Origin of the sequence: Moorena sp. SIO3E8 (assembly GCF_010692445.1) — a bacterium.
Taxonomy (GTDB): Bacteria; Cyanobacteriota; Cyanobacteriia; order Cyanobacteriales; family Coleofasciculaceae; genus Moorena; species Moorena bouillonii.
Genome location: NZ_JAAHHM010000004.1, coordinates 22,606 through 41,246 on the forward strand (window position 1 = coordinate 22,606; position 18,641 = coordinate 41,246).

Below are 18,641 nucleotides of genomic sequence, written 5' to 3' on the forward strand. Positions count from 1 at the left end.
TTACGGTTAATTTCAAGGACTTATAAACAGCCTATTTATCTAGTAATTATTTGATACTTTACATTACTATTACCTTCCGGAGGATTTTGGATAAAATCAAATAAACGGTGAGCTAACTCTAATTTAGTGCAGCGATTAATCTGTTGGTGCCGTCCTCTTTTATCAATCAAAATTGCCTGATTGGTATCACTGCCAAAACCAGCATTTGGTTTGTCAACTGGGTTAGCTACAATTGCATCCAATCGCTTCTTGTTTAATTTTTGTAACGCAGGCTTGATAATATCTCCAGTCTGTGCTGCAAATCCAACTAAGTACTGATTGGGCTGTTTCAGTCGTCCCAATTCAGCTAGGATATCTGGCACTGGTTTTAAAGGTAGAGCAGCAGGAAGTCCATGCTTCGGTATCTTCATCTCCTGGTAGATTCCAGGGGTTACATCGGCTACCGCTGCTGCCATCACAATCAAATCAGCATTGGGAAAATTGGCTAGCATCGCCCGGTGCATCTCAGTAGCACTCACTACTGGAACTGTCCGGATACCCATCGGTGCTTCCCAAGTAGCTGGTCCATGAACTAGGGTAACAACTGCTCCCCGATTTCTGGCAGCTTGGGCTAGGGCTAGTCCCATCTTGCCTGTGGAGGGATTCCCGATAAAGCGTACTGGATCTATATATTCCCGAGTGCCACCAGTACTGATTAAGACTTGTTTACCGGTTAAGTCTCGTTTGCCACCAGTGTACAGCAGGGATTGGATAGAGGCGATTATCTCCTCTGGTTCTGCCATCCGTCCTGCACCAATGCGATCGCATGCTAACCGTCCTGCCGTTGGACCAACACTATGATACCTGGGGTCACTTAACAGCTGTTGCCAATTTCGTTGCACTGACTGCTGCTTCCACATATCTGTATTCATAGCTGGTGCCAACAAAATAGGGCAACTAGACGCTAGAACCGTATTGGTTAGTAAGTTATCGGCTAAACCATAAGCCAACTTACCTAGGGTATTAGCCGTCAGAGGAGCAATCACCAATACTTCTGCCCATTCCCCTAATTCAATATGCACCGGGCGTTCGTGCTTTGCTTGCCAGAATACGTTGTCTGTATAAGCTGGATGGCGAGAGAGGGTACTTAGAGTCAAAGGAGTGATAAATTTTTCAGCTCCCTGGGTTAGAATTACCCTTACTTCAGCAACCCCCTTAAATAGGGTAGAAACAACCTCACAAACTTTATAAGCAGCGATGCCCCCACATACACCAATTAAAACTCTTCTACCCTTATTCACGCCTCGTCGTAAGCTTCCATGTCCAGTAAGTAGAGATAGGGTTGTGCTAACTCTGGACGCTGAAACGCCAGTGCCCGCAGTAGATGCCAATCTTTGAGTCCTTCAAATGCGCCAGAGTAATCATCCAGCTCTAGACGTGCAGCCAACTTGGCAACGTCCTCTGCACTGAGAGCTGAAAGGTCACGTTGGGAAATGGTCGTAGTTGCCATTGCTCACGCCTCTCTTGGTTAGCTTTTTTGTTAACAGTTGTACGTCTTCGACAACTTTACTTCTATTATCCCTATTTAGTGACACGACTGACTATAGATAATACCAGCTTTAGCGTGAAGTATTCGTAAATTTTTTATCAGTTTTTAGGGGTCATTTGTATGGAGGCTTACTATAGAAATACAAATTATCCAAAAACTAACTATATTTAGTGATTTATTATTAGTCATTATTAAAGCCCCTTTCCCAATCAGAAATTGTCACAATAAAAGTAGAGTGACTTTTCCATGAACTCTTAGGGTTATGGCTGCTACCCTTACCAGACCCCAATCAATTGAATCCTGGTTGGGTGATGAAGTCGAAAGCCTGGTTAGTTACAAGGCAAACCTTAGTAAAGATTTATTGCATCTCCCTGGCCCTGATTGGGTGGCACGGATTTTTGGCAATAGCGATAGCTCTTCCCAAGTCCTCCGCAGTCTCCAGCAGTTGTATTCAGCTGGACTACTGCTAATCGTTGGCTAATTGATAGTCTAGCGTCTTTTATCAGTAGGCTCAGATGGGTGATAGCACCTCAAGTAGCATCTCAAGAGCATCTCAAGTAGTGCATTAGCTGAGGGCTGAATGCTTACATTAGGGTTTGCTGAAAAAGTCAATAGGTATGGGTAGGAGTCAGCGAGTGTGGAGTCAGCGAGTGTGGAGAAATGGGAATTATATAGGAGGTAGTCGGAAGAATTGTCCCTTGATTTTTCTGCTCTTGTCTGCCCAAAATGTGAATTAAATGAGCTTTTTCGACCGATTTGCTTGCACTTGTTTCGTACCAAAAAGGCTAAAACCTTTATCTGTAAAGGCTTTGAGAGTTAATCAGCAAGCCCTACATTAAGTGGTAGATTTTTGAGATAAAAAAATACTAGGAGGTTAAATCAAATGAATCTGCTCAACCCCCTATTCCTTTACGGAATTAGACATTTTTCCTAACTCACGTTACTTACAGAGACTAATACGAAATCAGTTAGCTTTTGATCAAGATTCAGTAAAGTTTCAGACCAGTATAGATTTAGCATTATACGTTTCTACTTTTTTGTCACTAAGGAAATTTCAAGGAAATTTATCTGATGGGTAACCGGGCTAGGATCCTCATAATTTGGTAATTATTCTGACTTGTGGTACAAAAAAAACGGTCTCAATTATCAACAAGACCGCTCCATCAAAAAAATGCTGACTCAATGTATACTAAGTCCGGAATAGCAAAAATTTTTATCGGAATACACTACTTGGAAAGCCCGATCACTTACCAAGTCTATCACTACTACATGGACTTAGAACATCATACTTTGCTTGAAAGGGAAAGGGGAAGGTTCACCTCATATCAGTAAGAGGATATCTGAAAAGTGTTTTTATACTGAATTTTGCCCCCCTAGCCCCCCAACTTTGGGGGGAAAAAGAGTCCATTTGCTTCTAAAAGTCCCCCAAGATTGGGGGATTTAGGGGGCTTGGATGTAGCAAATGAGACTTCTCAGACAACCTCTAAGATATCTTAACTTAATTACATTTAAACTTATAACCATATTGCGTTTGGCAATTACCAATTACTCGTTACCAATTACTCGTTACCAATTACTCGTTACCAATTAACAATTAGAAATAGTTGGGAGAATTGCTAACATAAAATCTCCCATCTCTTGCCACATTCGACCCACTCTCAATCAGTGAAAGGTTTAAGGCTTAACGAGCTTTCCTTTCTGCCCTTGACCCTTGTTTTGCAGCAATTTCCTGGATCAAAATATCAAACGCTTTAGCATACTGAGCATCATCCAAGGTGCCAACTTTGTCACGATTTTTCTGCAAGTCCTTACGCTGTTCATCCGAAAGCTCAAACACAATATCTGGTTCAATTCCGGACTTATTAATATCGCGACCACTAGGGGTAAGATACTTAGCAATGGTTACTGCCAGACCTGAGCCATCTCCAAGCCCTCGGACGGATTGGACTAAGCCCTTACCAAAAGTCTGAGTTCCTACCAAGATGGCACGTTGATTGTCTTGTAAAGCACCCGAAAGAATTTCGCTAGCACTGGCTGAACCACCATCCACCAGTACCACTAATGGTTTATCAGTCAGAGAGCGATTAATTGCTTTCTGGTATTCGGATTTGCCGATTCGGTTAACTGTTGACACAATCGTACCGGAATCAAACCACATCCGAGCAATTTCAATGCTGGCATAAAGTAGCCCCCCAGGGTTAGAGCGGAGATCTAAAACATAGCCACTAACCTTCTGTTCTTCTAACTTTCGGATGGCTTCCCCCATCTCCTTTGCCGCGTTAGCACTAAATTGAGAAAGGCGAATGTAGCCGATGCCATAACCATCTGAAGTTTCCCGATAGCTATACTTTACAGGATGGATTTCAATCCTAGCTCGTGTAATCGGATAGTCAACTACCTTTTGGCCTCGCTGAATGGTTAAAGTCACGGAAGTCCCTGGCTTGCCTCGGATCAGTTGTACTGCATCGTTGACATCCATACCTTCGGTACTCTTGCCATCAATTTTGATAATGATATCCTTCGCCAGAATTCCCGCTTTAAAAGCTGGGGTATCCTCAATGGGGGAAATCACCATCAACTTTTTTGTTTCTTCATCCAGGGCAATCTGAATACCTACACCAGTTAATTCCCCAGATGTATCAATCTGCATATTCTTGAACTCTTCGGGATCCATAAACCGGGTGTAAGGATCGTCCAAGGGCTCTAGCATTTCCCGGATTGCCTTGTAGGCTTGTTCCTTGCTACTGTAAGACCGATTCAGATAATCTTGGCGAACTTCTTCCCAATCAACCTGGTTGAAGGTAGCATCTACATACCTGCGGTTAATAATTTGCCAAACTTCATCAACTAGCTCCTTAGGACTCTCGCGAAAGAAAGCCTGACTTTGAGATAGATGAAGACCAGCTCCTGTAACTGCTACAGTTGTTAGGACTACTGCTGTCGCACCAAGAACCAGGCCACGTTTTGTAATTACCATAATCCTTTCGCTTAAGGTCGGGAAACTAATGCAAAGGAGCTAAGCTAAATCTAACGAACGGGGATGTCAGACAGCTCCTATGCAAATCAATCTGAGACTGACACCCCCTTGTTCAATTTTGGGTAGTCTAACCCTTTTAAGATACCCCTATGGCTATAGCCTTTTAGGGGTGATCTGTGTTGTTGATTAGGGTCATGAGGATCTTATTTATCCATACTAACCTCATTAGCTAATCACGCCATCATACCACCACACCACACCACCATAATCCTATCTAGCTAGGATTTCAAGAAATAAACTATCCTTACTAAGGATAAGGAAGCTGGGGGTATCAGTCCCATATTATTAATTTTCCTCCCACCCAACTTCCCCTCCGGAAAATTATTGTGGTCATTGGTTTTCATCGTTATTTGTTCAATGATTACCCATTCACCATTTCCCAGTCTAACATTACCGCAAAAGACCTACTAATTATTCTATTTGATATGGCTGTTTGTGATCAGCTGACAAAGTTGGCGATCGCTTTCTCTGACTTCTGGGTTGTTTTGGAGATAATTTCTTAGCCAGTGGCAGCTTTTATCTAGCAGATCGTTTAAATTCAAATTCCAGATTGCCACTGTACCATCTTCACTAGCCACTGCCAAGCCTGTTCCATCATGGCTCCAGCTAAGATTTGTGACGCGATGCTCACCAGCTTTCAAGGTTTTGATCAAGGTGTCGTCGAAGCGCCATAGCTGAACCTGGTTGTCCCAGCTGCTGGTTGCCAAAATTTTGCCCTTGGGGCTAAAACGGACTTTGGCCACACTATCAGTATGGCCTTTGAGGGTTGATTGTAAAGTACCATCTTTGTGCCAGAGTTTCACTGTATTATCATAACTAGCGGTCGCCAAGAACTTGTTCTCGGGTGAGAAGCTGACATCCAAAACCCAATTGCGATGACCTGGTAGTGTTTTCAGAAGTTTCCCATCAGCACTCCACAGTTTTACAGTTTTATCATCACTGGCCGATGCCAATCGCTGACTATCCTGGCTAAACTTAACTGCATTAACCCGCTCACTATGACCAGTGAGGGTATGAATCAATTTACCAGTGCGATCCCAAATTTTGACTGTCCTGTCCCGACTGGCAGACGCGAGGCGCTCCGAGTCAGGACTAAAACTAACATTCAATACCCAGTCCTGATGTCCCTTTATTGTCTTAATTAAGGTACCGCTACGATGCCAGAGTTTCACGGTGCCATCTCGACTACCTGAGGCAATTAGCTCACCATCAGGACTGAAACTAATACTATAGACCATATCATGATGCCCTGTTAAGGTTTGGAGCAGCTTACCGTTGCGATCCCAAAGCTTAACAGTTCTGTCATTACTAGCTGTCGCAATCTGTTGAGAGTCTGGAGAAAAGGTGACATCCTGTACATCATCCTGATGCCCTCTTAAAATCACGTGAGACTGATTAATACTACTCCAGAGCTTGATAGTTTTATCGTGGCTGGCTGAAGCCAGAATCAGTTGGTCAGTTTGAGGGTTGGATGGTTGTAGAGGGATATGATAATTGCTGTGGGCTAGGTTGTCTTGAGAACTAAAAGGCTCAGTAGGACGGAAACTGACAGCACTAACCCCATCGCTGTGTCCCTTAAACGTGTTTATTAAAGTGCCTTCACGGTTCCATAGCCGCACTGTATTATCATCACTGCCAGAGGCAATCAGCTGACCATCAGCACTGAAAGCAACACCATTAACCCATCGCTGATGCTTGGGAAAGGTTTTGATTAGCTTGCCATTGGCACTCCACAACCTTACGGTTTGATCATCGCTAGCGGAGGCAATTAACTGACTATCTGGACTAAATACTACACAGTTAACCTGAGCGCTATGTCCTTTAAGAGTATTTAGCAATTTTCCGGTTTGACTCCACAGCTTAATGGTGTTATCGGAACTAGCAGAAGCAATAATTTTGCCATCTCCACTAAAGCTTACCGACCGCACTACACCCCGGTGACCGGAAAAGGTTTTAATTAATTTGCCATCAACAGTCCATAATCGAATTTTCTTATCTTTGCCAGCCGCAGCAATCATCTGCCCATCTCGACTAAAACTGACACTGTATATATGACCAGCATCAGGGGTAATTATTCTGACTAGCTCGCCAGTTTGACGCCATAGTCTGACTGTGCCATCCCAGCTACTAGAGGCAATTAACTGACTATCGGGACTAAAAGATACGCTGGTTACACTATCTTGATGACCTTCTAGGGTTTGGATCAACTTGCCATCAGGATGCCACAGTTTGACCGTTTTATCGCGGCTGGTGGAGGCAATAAACTTACCATCTGGGGAAAAACTGATGCTGGAAACAATATCACTATGTCCTTCGAGTCGATTGTGTTCGGAAACTGAATAAACTGCCTGGGACAGAGCTGTGATTACTTGTAGACGGGTATCTGCCTCTACTGTTCGAGATGGTAGATATTGCTGCTCTTCCTGTTGTAGTTTTTTTGCCGCTCTTAACCCTTCGAGCAAAGCATCAAAGGTTTTATTGGATACGAAAAGAGCTTCTGAAGAGGCACTCAGGGCACTAAGCATAGCATTGACTCGTTGAGATTCGGCTCGCCATCTCAAGGCACCATTGGTCACTGCTAAAAGTGCCATCACTGTGCTAATGGCAATAGCACGCAGTCGTTGTTTACGAACCCGCAACAGTTGACTCTCACTTTGTTTTAGCCGTACTTTAATATTAGATTGGGTACGTTGCTTATATTTTTGACGAATCGGTAGAACTAGATAATCATGAATCAGCTGATATCGGTTTTGTGGTGTTTCTGGCACTCGGAAGACTAAACCGGAACCGACCAAAATTTCCAAAATCAAGGGGATTTGAGTTAGTGTGGAGTTGTCCCAATTGGACAGTACTAACTCAGCTTGAGTTTTCAACGGACGGGTACCTCGTTGATCGGTTAAGGAGAATAAAACTTCCCAGACGGCATCTTCATTCTCTGGCCCACAATCATAAATAATTTGGGAAAGCGATCGCTCGACTAGAACTGTCTTGGGGTCATTTCCCAAAGCTCGGTATCCTTCAAGGGTAGTAATTTTTTCTGCTTGTAGCTGAGCACCCACGACTTGTAACTCAATTAAGCGCACCACTCCCGTATTGGTGACTAAATCCTTTACCAGTGCTTCGATTAGAGCAGGTTCTAACTTAAACTGAGATACTGCTGTTAAGGAGTGAATAACGTTTTTGGCATTCTCTGGGGACAGATCACCTAAGTGATAACGCAGCTTCTGATCTAGGATATTGTTGTTAATCACACTAAGATCCTTAGATCGCTCAAACTCCAACAAGTAATGTAGATAATCTTCTCGCATAGACAAGATTATTTTTACAAAGGGGAGATTGAGAGCCTGGGCTAAAAAATTATAAAACTGATGTCGTTGTTCTAAGTCGGTAGCAAGGAAAAAAAATTCTTCAAACTGGTCAAAAATCAGGACGGTTAATAAGTTATGCTGGGAACACCGATACAACTTATCGAGAATTGGTTTAAGGGTTAAAGGTTTTTCAGCCCAGGCGTTGGAGTCGGGTAAGTTGTTAGCCGTAGGCGTTCCCTTCGCGTAGATTGTTCCCCGTAGGCGTTCCCTTCGCGTAGGTTGAACGGTTAAAGGTGAAACGTTGGCATCTTTAAACTTGAAGACTACTGTACTTGCTAATTCAAGGTCTAGACGTTTTTCCAGCTCACCGAGCCAATTCCTGTAAACGGTTTGCACCACCGTCAAGGTTTGTCTAGCACCAATAATTCTGGAGCTAAGTGCAGGAACTAAACCAGCGTTAATCAGGGAACTCTTGCCAACGCCAGAATTCCCATGAATCACGGTTAGTTTGTGGTCATTGCGGCTAATGCGTTCGAGCAGGCCGTTGACATCGGTTTGACGTCCAGCCGCTGCGATTTCTAGGGCTGATGGACAAAAACCTTTCTTGGTAATTGTTGCGTCAGTTTCTCGATTTGGCCCGACACTCTGTAACGGAGCCATACCAGCAAAGGTAGAAAACCTAAACTGTTGTTCTATTAAGCGTTTTTGTTGCTTAAGTTCAAACCCTCGTTGGTATGCTTTTTGCTCAAAGTAGAGCGAACGCAATTCCTCCAACAGCTCCATGAACAGCTGAGGCTGTTGCTGTAGAGGGTTGGGCTTCATAGTTTTGAGGTTTATGGCTTGTTCAAGATAATTAATCGCAGATTTTGGCTTGCCCAGCTGGCGCACAGATCTAGCAGCTAGCAGCAGATAGGAAGCTCGGTGGCAAAGCTTTTGAGCGTTGAGAGTCGGCTGAGATGTCTCCAGAGTGCGCACAGCTGTGAGGGCTAAGTCTATAGCATGGTTCCAATTCGATTGCTCATAGGCAACTGTTGCCAAAAAGCCATAGGCTCGAGAGAGCTGAACTGGATTATCTTGAGTGTGAGGCTGTGCCAGAAACGCTAGCGCTAAAGCTTCTAATTCTGTCCAATGTTCCAGGTGTTGTAGGACTTCTCCCAATTTTATGGTCAACTGAGCCACCAAGTCCAAGCGTCCTGTTTTAGTAAACAGGTCAATGGCAGTACAGAAGTTTTTCTGGGCTTGCTCCCACTGATAGCAACCGATGGAGTCTTGTAACTGGGCTTGACGGCAATAGCACAAGCCAATGTGATGGAACACTAAACCAAGCCGTTCTAAACCTGAAGGGGTGAGGGAGGGATCAGACAAGGGAGGGATTGAGTGGTTAGTTTGCCCAAGACGTTGCTCGAAACATTTACCTGTCTCCCTTGTGCCTTCTTTTCTCTTCCTAGAAGCTCTGCCTTGGATAGTTGTACATCCGTTTACCTGTTTAACCGGATTATTATAATATTGCTCATCTGAATGGGGAGCTTCACTGCCCAACCAGCCTCCCCATTCTCCTATATCCTGCTGCCAAAAATTTAGACTCTGCTGATAATGCTCCAAGGCCAGATTAATCTGGTCATTTTCAAAGGCATCTCGCCCTAGAATAAAGTGCTTGGTAGCTAGTAGGACAGAATCTATGCTGATGTCACGAGATTGCAAATCCTGTAATGCCCACTCAAATTCTTGGCGTCGGTGGCAATCGCGAGACAATGAAAGCACCTTGTTGGGCAAAAACTCTCCCAAGTCTTTAGCCAAAATATTGGCAAAGATTTCATCTGCCGTGTTGTAACATAAAGTGAGTAATTGCTCAATAGTAAGTTCAAACCGAATCGAGGTAGTAGCCCAATTTTTAAGATATGGAGCAAGCCTGATCAACTTTTGAAGTCCCTTGTCAGTTACCCATACCACTAAGGGACAGGTTAAGCATTTGGGCAATTCATCTCGCACCTGGTTAGCTGAAAGTAGTACCTGGTTGATGCCATCAACTAACTCTAGACCCGATACCATGAGGGCAGATGTTGTCCCATACTGTTGGGTGGTAAAGATATTACTAAATAGAGTTTGACTAGACTTGTTAAAAACTAGCTCACCTATGGTGAGCTCTGTAATTTCTCGGACGTACTGCCATATTTGCTTCCTAAATAACTCGTAGTTGCATCGCACCAAAATCAGTGCAAATTCTCCTTGGGAGAACATTATTGCCCGGGATAGGGTTAATAGAGAGCGAGCACTGTATGGGGCTAGTGTTTCTGGGGGATTTTGCTGCTTCATGTCACTAACCTTTTGACCCCTACTGGTAGAAATTACTTATTACTAGGGTTATTTTCCATATAGATAGTAATATTACTATCAGAACTTATCGGTAAGTATGGGTTTTTAATTATAAAAAACAACAAGCATAATCAGGTCTTACGTAATAAAAACATATTTCATAAGTACCTTGATAAATAGTTCAGTAATTACTACTACTTAGTTTATAAATATAGTTAATTTAAATACTGAATAGCAATGATAAATTCACTTATTGAGCCTCAAGTCCATAGCTTCGATATCAGTGATTTCCCGGAATTTTTATGATTCTATAGTGGGGTGGAAGTATAGGGTTTATAAATGAGATGTAAAGCTGTATGGTCTTTTTTTATTGTCCAATACAATTCCGGAGCTCTTTCTGCTCTTGCCTTTTGCCTCTTGTATGCCAGCCAATTTCTGCAATACATGTGTTTACAACCCAGATACAAACGCCCTTCTAACTTCCTAGACGAAAATAGGTAAAACAGTTAAACTATTAGGATATTAGGACTTCCGCAAAACTGGGCACCAAACTCTAGCTGTAGGCGCGCGGGTGAGTCCCTACAGCTAGAGTTACTGCCGAAGTTTTGACTAGATCAGTTTTTAACTTAATTAGGGACAAAATTTGTCCTTTTGAGCCAAGTAGTAGGTCGTAGGTTGTAGGTTCTAGATGAGGGGATGTACCTGACCTGACGACCTGACGAGGGTGAACCTGAAGGCTAAACTAATGTGATACCAAGCTTTGAGAGAAAGTTCTCCCTCAAAAGGAAAAGGGTGATTAACAGCTCAGGTAACAAGATGATGGCCAAAAGCGTTCTTAGCAAACTGATAAATTCCATAGGTGCGCTTTCCGCATCTAATTATTAAATTCGCCACGGGTCGCACCTGTTGAGTTTTAATTTGTAGGTCAATAGTCTCGCTTAATTTTCTAGAACACCTCACACCTTGCACGCTGAACCCTAGACCCTACACCCCCTTCTCTGGCAAAATCCCTTGGCTTCCAAGGGATTTTAGCCTTGTCACAGAGCTAGAGACCGAAACTTTTCTGTTTCTGCTAACGCTGGGTTGATCCCAAACCAGCGCCCTTGTTCATCTTGGTATTCATAGACAAACATACTGCGCAACAGGGTTTGATATTCTTGTTCCCCCTTGACGGACTGCTGTTGGACGACTTGAGATAGCAACTTCCACTCTTCCTCTTCAACAGCCAGAGTCAAATCATCTCGGTATCCCTTAATCACACGCTCTAAACAACTCCTGGAAAAGGGCGGGTCTTCCTGTTGCAAACAGTTATAGAGCAACCCTAACAAGTTACGGACATGACCCCCACTAATGCGACACATCCGGTCGAGGGTTTCTGGGCTATCAAATACTAGTGGAATCAGGGTTAGCCGCTGTTGAGGATCAACCATTGGAAAAGCTCGGGCTAGCAAGAGCTGTCGCAGCAGTGCCATACCTTCTGGATAGTCACGACCATCCCGTAACTGTATGGGCACCATGGGCAAAATTTTGGGAGCCACACCACCACCGACTCGATTTTTGAGAGTTTCGTACTCATTGGAGAACATTAAGGATAAGGGTAGAGTGTAAACCACATGGCAGTTCAAACGCCTTAACTGAGTACCACGGTCGATAAAGAGATACTCTGGCTGGGAGCGACCTGAAGCCATGGAGCGATTATCAACTCGGTCAAGATTATCAATAATCACCACCAAACCCTTTTTGCCAAGCAATTTCAGCTGCTGAATCGCTGATTGTAAAATTTCTTCGTTGATGGCATTCAAAATGCTTTGGGTGCGGGGTTCTAGATGCTGTCGTAGCAGTTGGCGTTGCTGAGGACTGTCTTTACTTCTGGCTGTAATCTTGGCAATGCCTACCGAAAATTCGGCTTCTGTTGAAAACTCAATAGGAGTTTGCAAAAAGTCTTTGATTTCATTAAATAATTTACTAAAGTAACTGGGTTTGAGCTGTATGCTGATCGCTTCTAGGCTTTCACAGACTGACCTAGCGATGCTGAGTAAAATGTCACTGACATCAACATCCACCATGTCTAGGTCTTGAGAGGACTCAAAATAAACAACATGAAATTGCTGTTTCTCCAAGTCGGCTTTAAGTCTTAACAACTCAGTAGACTTACCACAGCCAATGTGACCAGTAAACAATTGACAGGTAGGTTCATCTGGTGACAGACGGGTAATGGTTCGTCCTAAAGCTTCGATAATCTTTCCTCCCCTGACAGCGGAAAAATCGATATAGTATGGATGGTCTTCTGGATTCCCCATATCTAAGGTTTTAGCTGGGTTACACGCTTTGAAAAATCTTGGTAGATGCAGTTCCATAAATGAACCTCCCACTCCCTGTGGTGATGGTTATGGTTTACAGAAGGCGGTTATAAAGCCCACTCCTTTAACAGGGTGATATAGAAAGCGTCGCCAGTGATTAGTCTTTTGTAAAAGACTAATCATTAATCACTGACCCATCCCACGTACCTTAGTCGTGGGATGAGTTAACTATAGAGGACTGATTAGGCACCAATGCCTTTTCCCATCAGACTGATGGAACCTGTTAAGTATAAAACGTGGGAACCTAGTAGTGGTTAAATTAAAAAAAGTATTTGGTGCTCAGTCAGCAATTGCAAAGTTCAAACCTTGTCGTTACCCAGATTTTTGGGTAGATTGGCGTGAAGCGATCGCGCAATGCGCAAAAAACGCCCACGCCCCAATTGTTAGGCTTACTTCAAGTCATAAATGTACTCTGTCGATTGATCGGTAGTAGATGACCAACATCGCATCAGTCTCTCAATCACAATTGTCTAATCGACGCAAACAACTGCGACGGACACGCCGGATTCAATTTTATCAAAGGATTTGGCGTACACTTTTGGTGGGCGGTATCGCTGGAAGTTTACTCTGGGCAATAACTTTACCAGATTGGATGATTCGTCACCCAGAACAAATCGAGATTCAAGGGAATTATTGGCTTTCTGCTGAAGCGATACGCTCCCTGCTGCCTTTATCCTATCCCCAGTCTTTACTACAAGTACAACCCCAAGTCCTTGCCGAGTTTTTGGAATCTGAAGCTCCTATTGCTTCGGCTAATGTTAGCCGTCAACTAATACCACCAGGATTGACAATACAAGTTAGAGAGCGTCAACCAGTGGCTATTGCTGACCAGAGTAAGCTCCAAACCAAAAAAACTAAAAACTCTACCCCAACCTTGGGTTTAGTCGATGAGCAAGGGATCTGGAGCCCCAAGAGCAGTTACGAACCACTCTCGGCCAACCTGAAGTTGCCGAAGTTGAAAGTGATTGGTCAAAATTCCGATTATCGCCCTTACTGGTTCGATGTTTATCAAGCTGTGAGTCATTCGGCTGTCACAGTTTTCGAGATCGATTGGCGAAATCCAGCCAACTTAATTCTGAAAACCGAGTTAGGAAATGTACATTTAGGTCCTTACAGTGAACACTTTTCCACGCAACTGAGAGTTCTAGATCAGATGCGAGAATTGCCGAAGCGCACACAAAAGAGCAAAATAGCTTACATTGACCTGCAAAACCCAGACTTACCATCGATTCAAATGATCACAGACCATAACAGTGTGGAATCCAGAGTTAAATAACGATAAGCGTTGAAGGTCAGACAAGTCTACATCCCTACTCTGACAGCTAAACCGAGGTGATATTTCCAGCAACCTATGTTTTGTTTCAGGTCAGTTATCGGGTATAGAGCCAGCCGTTGCCAGGGTCTTTGGTTTTTCAATCAACTTACTCTATAGTTAACTCAGACTGCTACATATAACTTATAAAGATAAAGATAAACACTTACCCTCACCTCTTGCAATGACGCTTAATAGTCAACTAGGGCTTGCTGCTCAAAGTTCTAAAATCATCGCAGAAGCAGATCTTTCATTAGGATCCGACAATACACATCCTTTTAGTAACTCTGTATTACAATTCGGTCAAACTTATGATTCTAATCGCATACCCAGGGAAGAAACTAGGAGTGACAATATCGTGCCAGGTAGCGTTGCAAAAATCAAGGTCATTGGTGTTGGCGGGGGTGGTGGTAACGCAGTTAACCGCATGATTGCCAGTGATGTCAGTGGAGTAGAGTTCTGGTCAATTAACACAGATGCTCAAGCACTAGCCCAATCAGCAGCACCCCAGCGCTTACAAATGGGGCAGAAGTTGACTCGAGGCTTGGGAGCAGGAGGGAACCCAGCCATTGGTCAAAAAGCCGCTGAAGAATCCCGGGAGGAAATTGCCCAGGCTCTAGAAGACACTGACCTAGTTTTCATTACTGCTGGGATGGGGGGTGGCACTGGCACAGGAGCTGCCCCGATTGTAGCAGAAGTTGCTAAAGAGATGGGTGCTTTAACCGTGGGAGTGGTCACTCGTCCATTTACCTTTGAAGGACGCCGCCGTACTTCCCAAGCCGAGGAAGGAATTGCCGCTCTGGGGAGTCGAGTCGATACCCTAATTGTTATTCCCAATAATAAACTTTTATCAGTGATTTCAGAACAGACTCCTGTTCAAGAAGCATTTAAAGTAGCTGATGATATCCTGCGTCAGGGGGTGCAAGGGATCTCTGATATTATTACTATTCCTGGCTTGGTGAATGTGGATTTTGCCGATGTGCGAGCGGTGATGGCAGATGCTGGTTCGGCTCTGATGGGCATCGGGATGGGTTCTGGAAAATCCCGAGCCAGAGAGGCAGCAGTAGCCGCCATTTCTTCTCCTCTGCTGGAGTCTTCTATTGAAGGGGCTAGAGGGGTAGTTTTAAATATTACTGGTGGCAGTGATCTGACCCTCCATGAAGTGAATTCAGCAGCAGAAACTGTTTATGAAGTGGTTGATCCCAATGCCAATATCATCTTTGGAGCAGTAATTGATGATAAGCTCCAGGGTGAAATTAGAATTACTGTGATTGCTACTGGATTTACCGGAGAAGCCCAGTCTGCACCTAAATCTGTGGAAACTCCCCTGAATCGGCGACCGATTGCTCCTACACCGATGCCCCCTACTCCCAAGGTTGAGCCTAAGAGTAGACCAGGATTAGATATTCCAGAATTCCTGCAACGGCGTCGTTTTCCTAGAGGACCAAAGGAGTAGAAAAAAACTGGCGGAAACCAAATGGCATGGAAGTAAAGCAAAGCAACCTATAGCCAAGGCAAGACTATTGTCGGTCCCCTTGGTAATTGCTGATTTTACTACTAGGCGTGAAAACTTCCCTAGAGATTGCTCCTGAGCCTGAACCCATGGGAAACTTTTTTCGGTTATCACTATCAATAGTCAGCCAGACTATGGAGCGGGAGTTTTTTTTGACTATCTCCCTAGCTTTTAGCCAACAAGGGCTGCCCACAGATTAAAATTTCAACTATTCTTGCCTTGGATGAAGTTTAGCTATACTTATGACTTCTAATCACCGAACCAACCCCCCTATGCCCAAATCCAGTAGCGATCGTTACCCTAGTTCAACATCGGCAAACAAATCGAATACATACTGTCCATCAGTACCAATTTCTGTCTACCGGGAACTAGCAGCTGAGTTGCAAGCAACACAGGCGATGTTGGACTCTCTCCATTCTCAAAATCAGCATTTAGTTAAACAACACCAGCAGCTGCGACAGGAAGTTAAAAAAGTTATTAATTCAGCTCTGCATCTACAGCAGGTGATCAATTCCTTAGAACCAGTGAGTCCAGCTGAAGTCCATCGACCTCAGCCAGTAAAGCCGCCGGAACCCCGTCAAGCTCCACCAATTCCACCCCAGCGCACCTCTACAACTATCCCAGGGGGTGAATTTTCCCCACCTCAGAGGAAACCTCAAACCCCTACCTCTTCCTATCGAGAAACTTTAGTGATTGAACAAGAAAACAATCGCTCCCTGCGAAGTTCGCAGCCAGAGGCAGTCTCATATGTCAATGGCTGGGTGTTGGTTATAGCTATCTTGGGAATTGTCTTGAGCGCATTTGGTGCTGGCTTTTTGGTGGTGAAACCGATACTAGATAGTAATCGTTGAACCATTTTGCTGCTTGATTAATCGATTAATGGCGGGTTCTTTGAGATTCATCCGCCAATCTATTGTTGTACTAAACCTCGGCTGTATTTACCGCTATTTTCGCCTCCGCATTGCACCATTAATTGGAAAATTACCATCATTACTGTCAAGGGAAATCGGTTTGTAGCAGTTAATGGCCAGGTCTATAAGGTTTGCCAGGGTCAATTGTGCCCAGAACATTGGCTGATCACAGATCTGTTTACTTAGATCAAATCTACAGTCATTAGTCAGTGGTGAAGGGCAAGAAAAAACCTGCTCAACCTGAGTTCGATATAAGCGATCGCTCCATGAACGAGTAAGGGATAGAAGATTTGGGCAACTAGGCTAGATTAAGGCGCTAGATTAAGGCTTTGAGCGTGACGTTGAACTCAGGTTAAAATTCATTCTTATGTATAACTCATAACAATGAATTTTAGCAGAGTGAGTATTTAATGGGAAGTAGAACTGGTCGTACACAGCAAGGCATGGTCTAGATTGGTTGTGAGTGCTCTCTTCACCTGAGTTCGATATCAGGGTACACTCCAGAAAAAATCACGGTGCGCGCCTCCAAGGGCGCGAGGGGTTGCTCGCGCCCTTGGGTTGCACCGCAATGTACTAAAACAATATTGATATCGGTAGCCATAGTTTCTTAGGAAGATCTGACGAACAGACTTATATCTGTTAGCGATGCAGCAAGGGAAAAGGGGAGCCAGCTTGGTCTTGGGGGAAACCCCCACTCGCCCTTTGCATCAAGAATGGATTTAAGAAACACGAACCGGCAGCAAATCCATCAACGATAGGGGTTTGAAAAAGTGTTTCTGCCAGAGATGGGTTTGAATTGATCGGGACACAACAACAAGGTAAGACTCATATTAATGACCAAAATGGCAAGCAGTTCTCAGAAAGAGGATTTACAATGAACTATCAGGTTTCTATGAGTATGAGCGTGCAACTGTGATTCCCTATGACTTTCTAAAAGCGATCGCAAATGAACACGGTGTATCTAAAGCCGAGCTGGAGGTTGTGGCTTTGGCGATGGAGGGTCAATCGACAAACGCGATCGCAAAAATCCTCGACATTAGTGAACATGCAGTGCGCAAAAGACTCAGCGAGGTCTACAAAAAGTTTCCTATATCCGGGACAGGGCCTGTAAAGCTAACCAAACTGCAACAGCTGCTGGTCAATCGCTATCAGAGTGATCTAGAAACCCAGGATATCTCCTCTAACTGCAGAAGCTATACCCCTATCTCTACTGTCCAATCCTCAAACCCCAAGCAGATGGATTGGGGTGAGGCACCAGATGTTTCTGTTTTCTATGGTCGTACTGAAGAACTACGCCAGTTAGAAACATGGATTGTTAAAGATCGTTGCCGATTGGTGGCACTACAGGGTATGGCAGGGATTGGTAAAACCACCTTGTCAGTGAAGCTGGCTAAACAAATTCAGGATCAGTTCAAGTATGTGGTATGGCGTTCCTTACGTCAGGCACCCCGGTTAGAGGATATCCTAGCAGCACTGCTCCAATCTTTATCTGGCTCCCTAGAAACTGTAGGATATGAAACCGCAGGGGGGTTAAACCCACTCCCTAGTCCTAAAACTGCCAAGGAGCTGATCTCCCAACTAATTGAGTACTGCCGCCAACACCGTTGTTTGATAGTCCTCAACGGTGCCGAATCTATTCTACAGATTGGTACACTTGCGGGCATCTACCGAGAAGGGTATGAAGGCTATGGTGAATTCCTCAGACGCTGGGGAGAAGAACCCCATCAAAGCTGTTTGTTGATTACCAGTCAGGAGAAACTCAGCGAAATTTCGTTACAAGAAGGAGAGACTTCACCTGTGCGTTCCTTAAAACTTGAAGGTTTAGGGGAAGCCGCTCAGTATATTTTGCAGGAAAAAGGATTGTCTGGGCAGAAAAACTGGGACTATTTAATTCATGGGTATCGTGGTAATCCCTTGATGTTAAAACTTGTTGCCATAACCATCAAAGAAGTTTTTGATGGCAGTGTGACTGATTTTTTGGCAACTACCCTATTTACTCATGACGTTAGTGACTTTATCGAAGAAATCTTAGATAGGTTATCAGATTTGGAACATAAAATTATATATACCATGGCTAGTCACAAAGAACCTGTAATGCTAACTCAATTACAGGATGAATTACTGGAGATATCGCCTCAGGAATTACTCAGGGCTCTAGCCTCCCTCAGACAGCGATCCCTAGTGGAAAAATCTGAAGGCGGATTCACCTTGCCTCCTGCAGTCATGGAAGTTACTAACCAATTAATTGCTGAGCGAGAATAGTCATAATATCCCAGTTTACTAATTTTTTTTTAAACTATTAATAGTTTAATTTTATAACTGGGTGATATCGATTCCAGTTAATCACTTCCTATTCAAG

General features: G+C 43.9%; 11 protein-coding genes. 6 read left to right on the forward strand and 5 right to left on the reverse strand.

Features of this window, described 5'->3' with window-relative positions:
- Positions 1–35 precede the first annotated feature (35 nt).
- Positions 36–1,280: a bifunctional phosphopantothenoylcysteine decarboxylase/phosphopantothenate--cysteine ligase CoaBC gene (coaBC, locus tag F6K46_RS03030; protein WP_293055237.1), complete on the reverse strand. Its 1,245-nt coding sequence runs from the start codon at positions 1,278–1,280 to the stop codon at positions 36–38.
- Positions 1,277–1,489 carry a DUF2555 domain-containing protein gene (locus F6K46_RS03035; RefSeq protein ID WP_070393300.1) on the reverse strand — a complete coding sequence of 71 codons (213 nt, stop codon included), beginning with the start codon at positions 1,487–1,489 and terminating at the stop codon, positions 1,277–1,279. The genes coaBC and F6K46_RS03035 overlap by 4 nt, the downstream gene beginning before the upstream one ends.
- 301 nt (positions 1,490–1,790) lie before the next feature.
- Between F6K46_RS03035 and F6K46_RS03040 the strand changes: the two genes are divergently transcribed.
- Entirely contained in the window at positions 1,791–2,009 is a 219-nt protein-coding gene (locus F6K46_RS03040) for a hypothetical protein (RefSeq protein ID WP_293055239.1), read from the forward strand.
- A 1,200-nt stretch (positions 2,010–3,209) separates the two neighbouring features.
- Here the strand turns inward: F6K46_RS03040 and ctpC are convergent.
- The 3 genes from ctpC to F6K46_RS03055 all read right to left on the reverse strand — a co-directional run bounded on the left by ctpC (position 3,210) and on the right by F6K46_RS03055 (position 12,543).
- Complete coding sequence (gene ctpC / locus F6K46_RS03045) at positions 3,210–4,505, reverse strand: carboxyl-terminal processing protease CtpC (protein ID WP_293055241.1); 1,296 nt, start codon at positions 4,503–4,505, stop codon at positions 3,210–3,212.
- Positions 4,506–4,981: 476 nt separating this feature from the next.
- A complete protein-coding gene (locus tag F6K46_RS03050) occupies positions 4,982–10,186 on the reverse strand; it encodes a hypothetical protein (protein WP_293055243.1) in 5,205 nt (1,734 codons plus the stop codon).
- 1,037 nt (positions 10,187–11,223) lie between these two features.
- Positions 11,224–12,543: a P-loop NTPase fold protein gene (locus F6K46_RS03055; RefSeq protein ID WP_293055245.1), complete on the reverse strand. Its 1,320-nt coding sequence runs from the start codon at positions 12,541–12,543 to the stop codon at positions 11,224–11,226.
- Between the two features lie 436 nt (positions 12,544–12,979).
- Between F6K46_RS03055 and F6K46_RS03060 the strand changes: the two genes are divergently transcribed.
- From F6K46_RS03060 to F6K46_RS03080, 5 genes are all read left to right on the forward strand, one after another.
- The gene (locus tag F6K46_RS03060) at positions 12,980–13,822 is read left to right on the forward strand and encodes an FtsQ-type POTRA domain-containing protein (RefSeq protein ID WP_075900140.1); all 843 of its coding nucleotides are present in this window, start codon (positions 12,980–12,982) and stop codon (positions 13,820–13,822) included.
- A gap of 220 nt (positions 13,823–14,042) precedes the next feature.
- Positions 14,043–15,314 carry a cell division protein FtsZ gene (gene ftsZ / locus F6K46_RS03065; RefSeq protein ID WP_075900138.1) on the forward strand — a complete coding sequence of 424 codons (1,272 nt, stop codon included), beginning with the start codon at positions 14,043–14,045 and terminating at the stop codon, positions 15,312–15,314.
- A 107-nt stretch (positions 15,315–15,421) separates the two neighbouring features.
- Positions 15,422–15,571: a hypothetical protein gene (locus tag F6K46_RS03070; protein WP_293025336.1), complete on the forward strand. Its 150-nt coding sequence runs from the start codon at positions 15,422–15,424 to the stop codon at positions 15,569–15,571.
- A 72-nt stretch (positions 15,572–15,643) separates the two neighbouring features.
- Positions 15,644–16,222 (forward strand): hypothetical protein, encoded by a 579-nt coding sequence (locus tag F6K46_RS03075; protein ID WP_293025335.1) that lies wholly within the window; start codon positions 15,644–15,646, stop codon positions 16,220–16,222.
- 972 nt (positions 16,223–17,194) lie between these two features.
- Positions 17,195–18,544 (forward strand): NB-ARC domain-containing protein, encoded by a 1,350-nt coding sequence (locus F6K46_RS03080; protein WP_293055248.1) that lies wholly within the window; start codon positions 17,195–17,197, stop codon positions 18,542–18,544.
- Positions 18,545–18,641 lie beyond the last annotated feature (97 nt).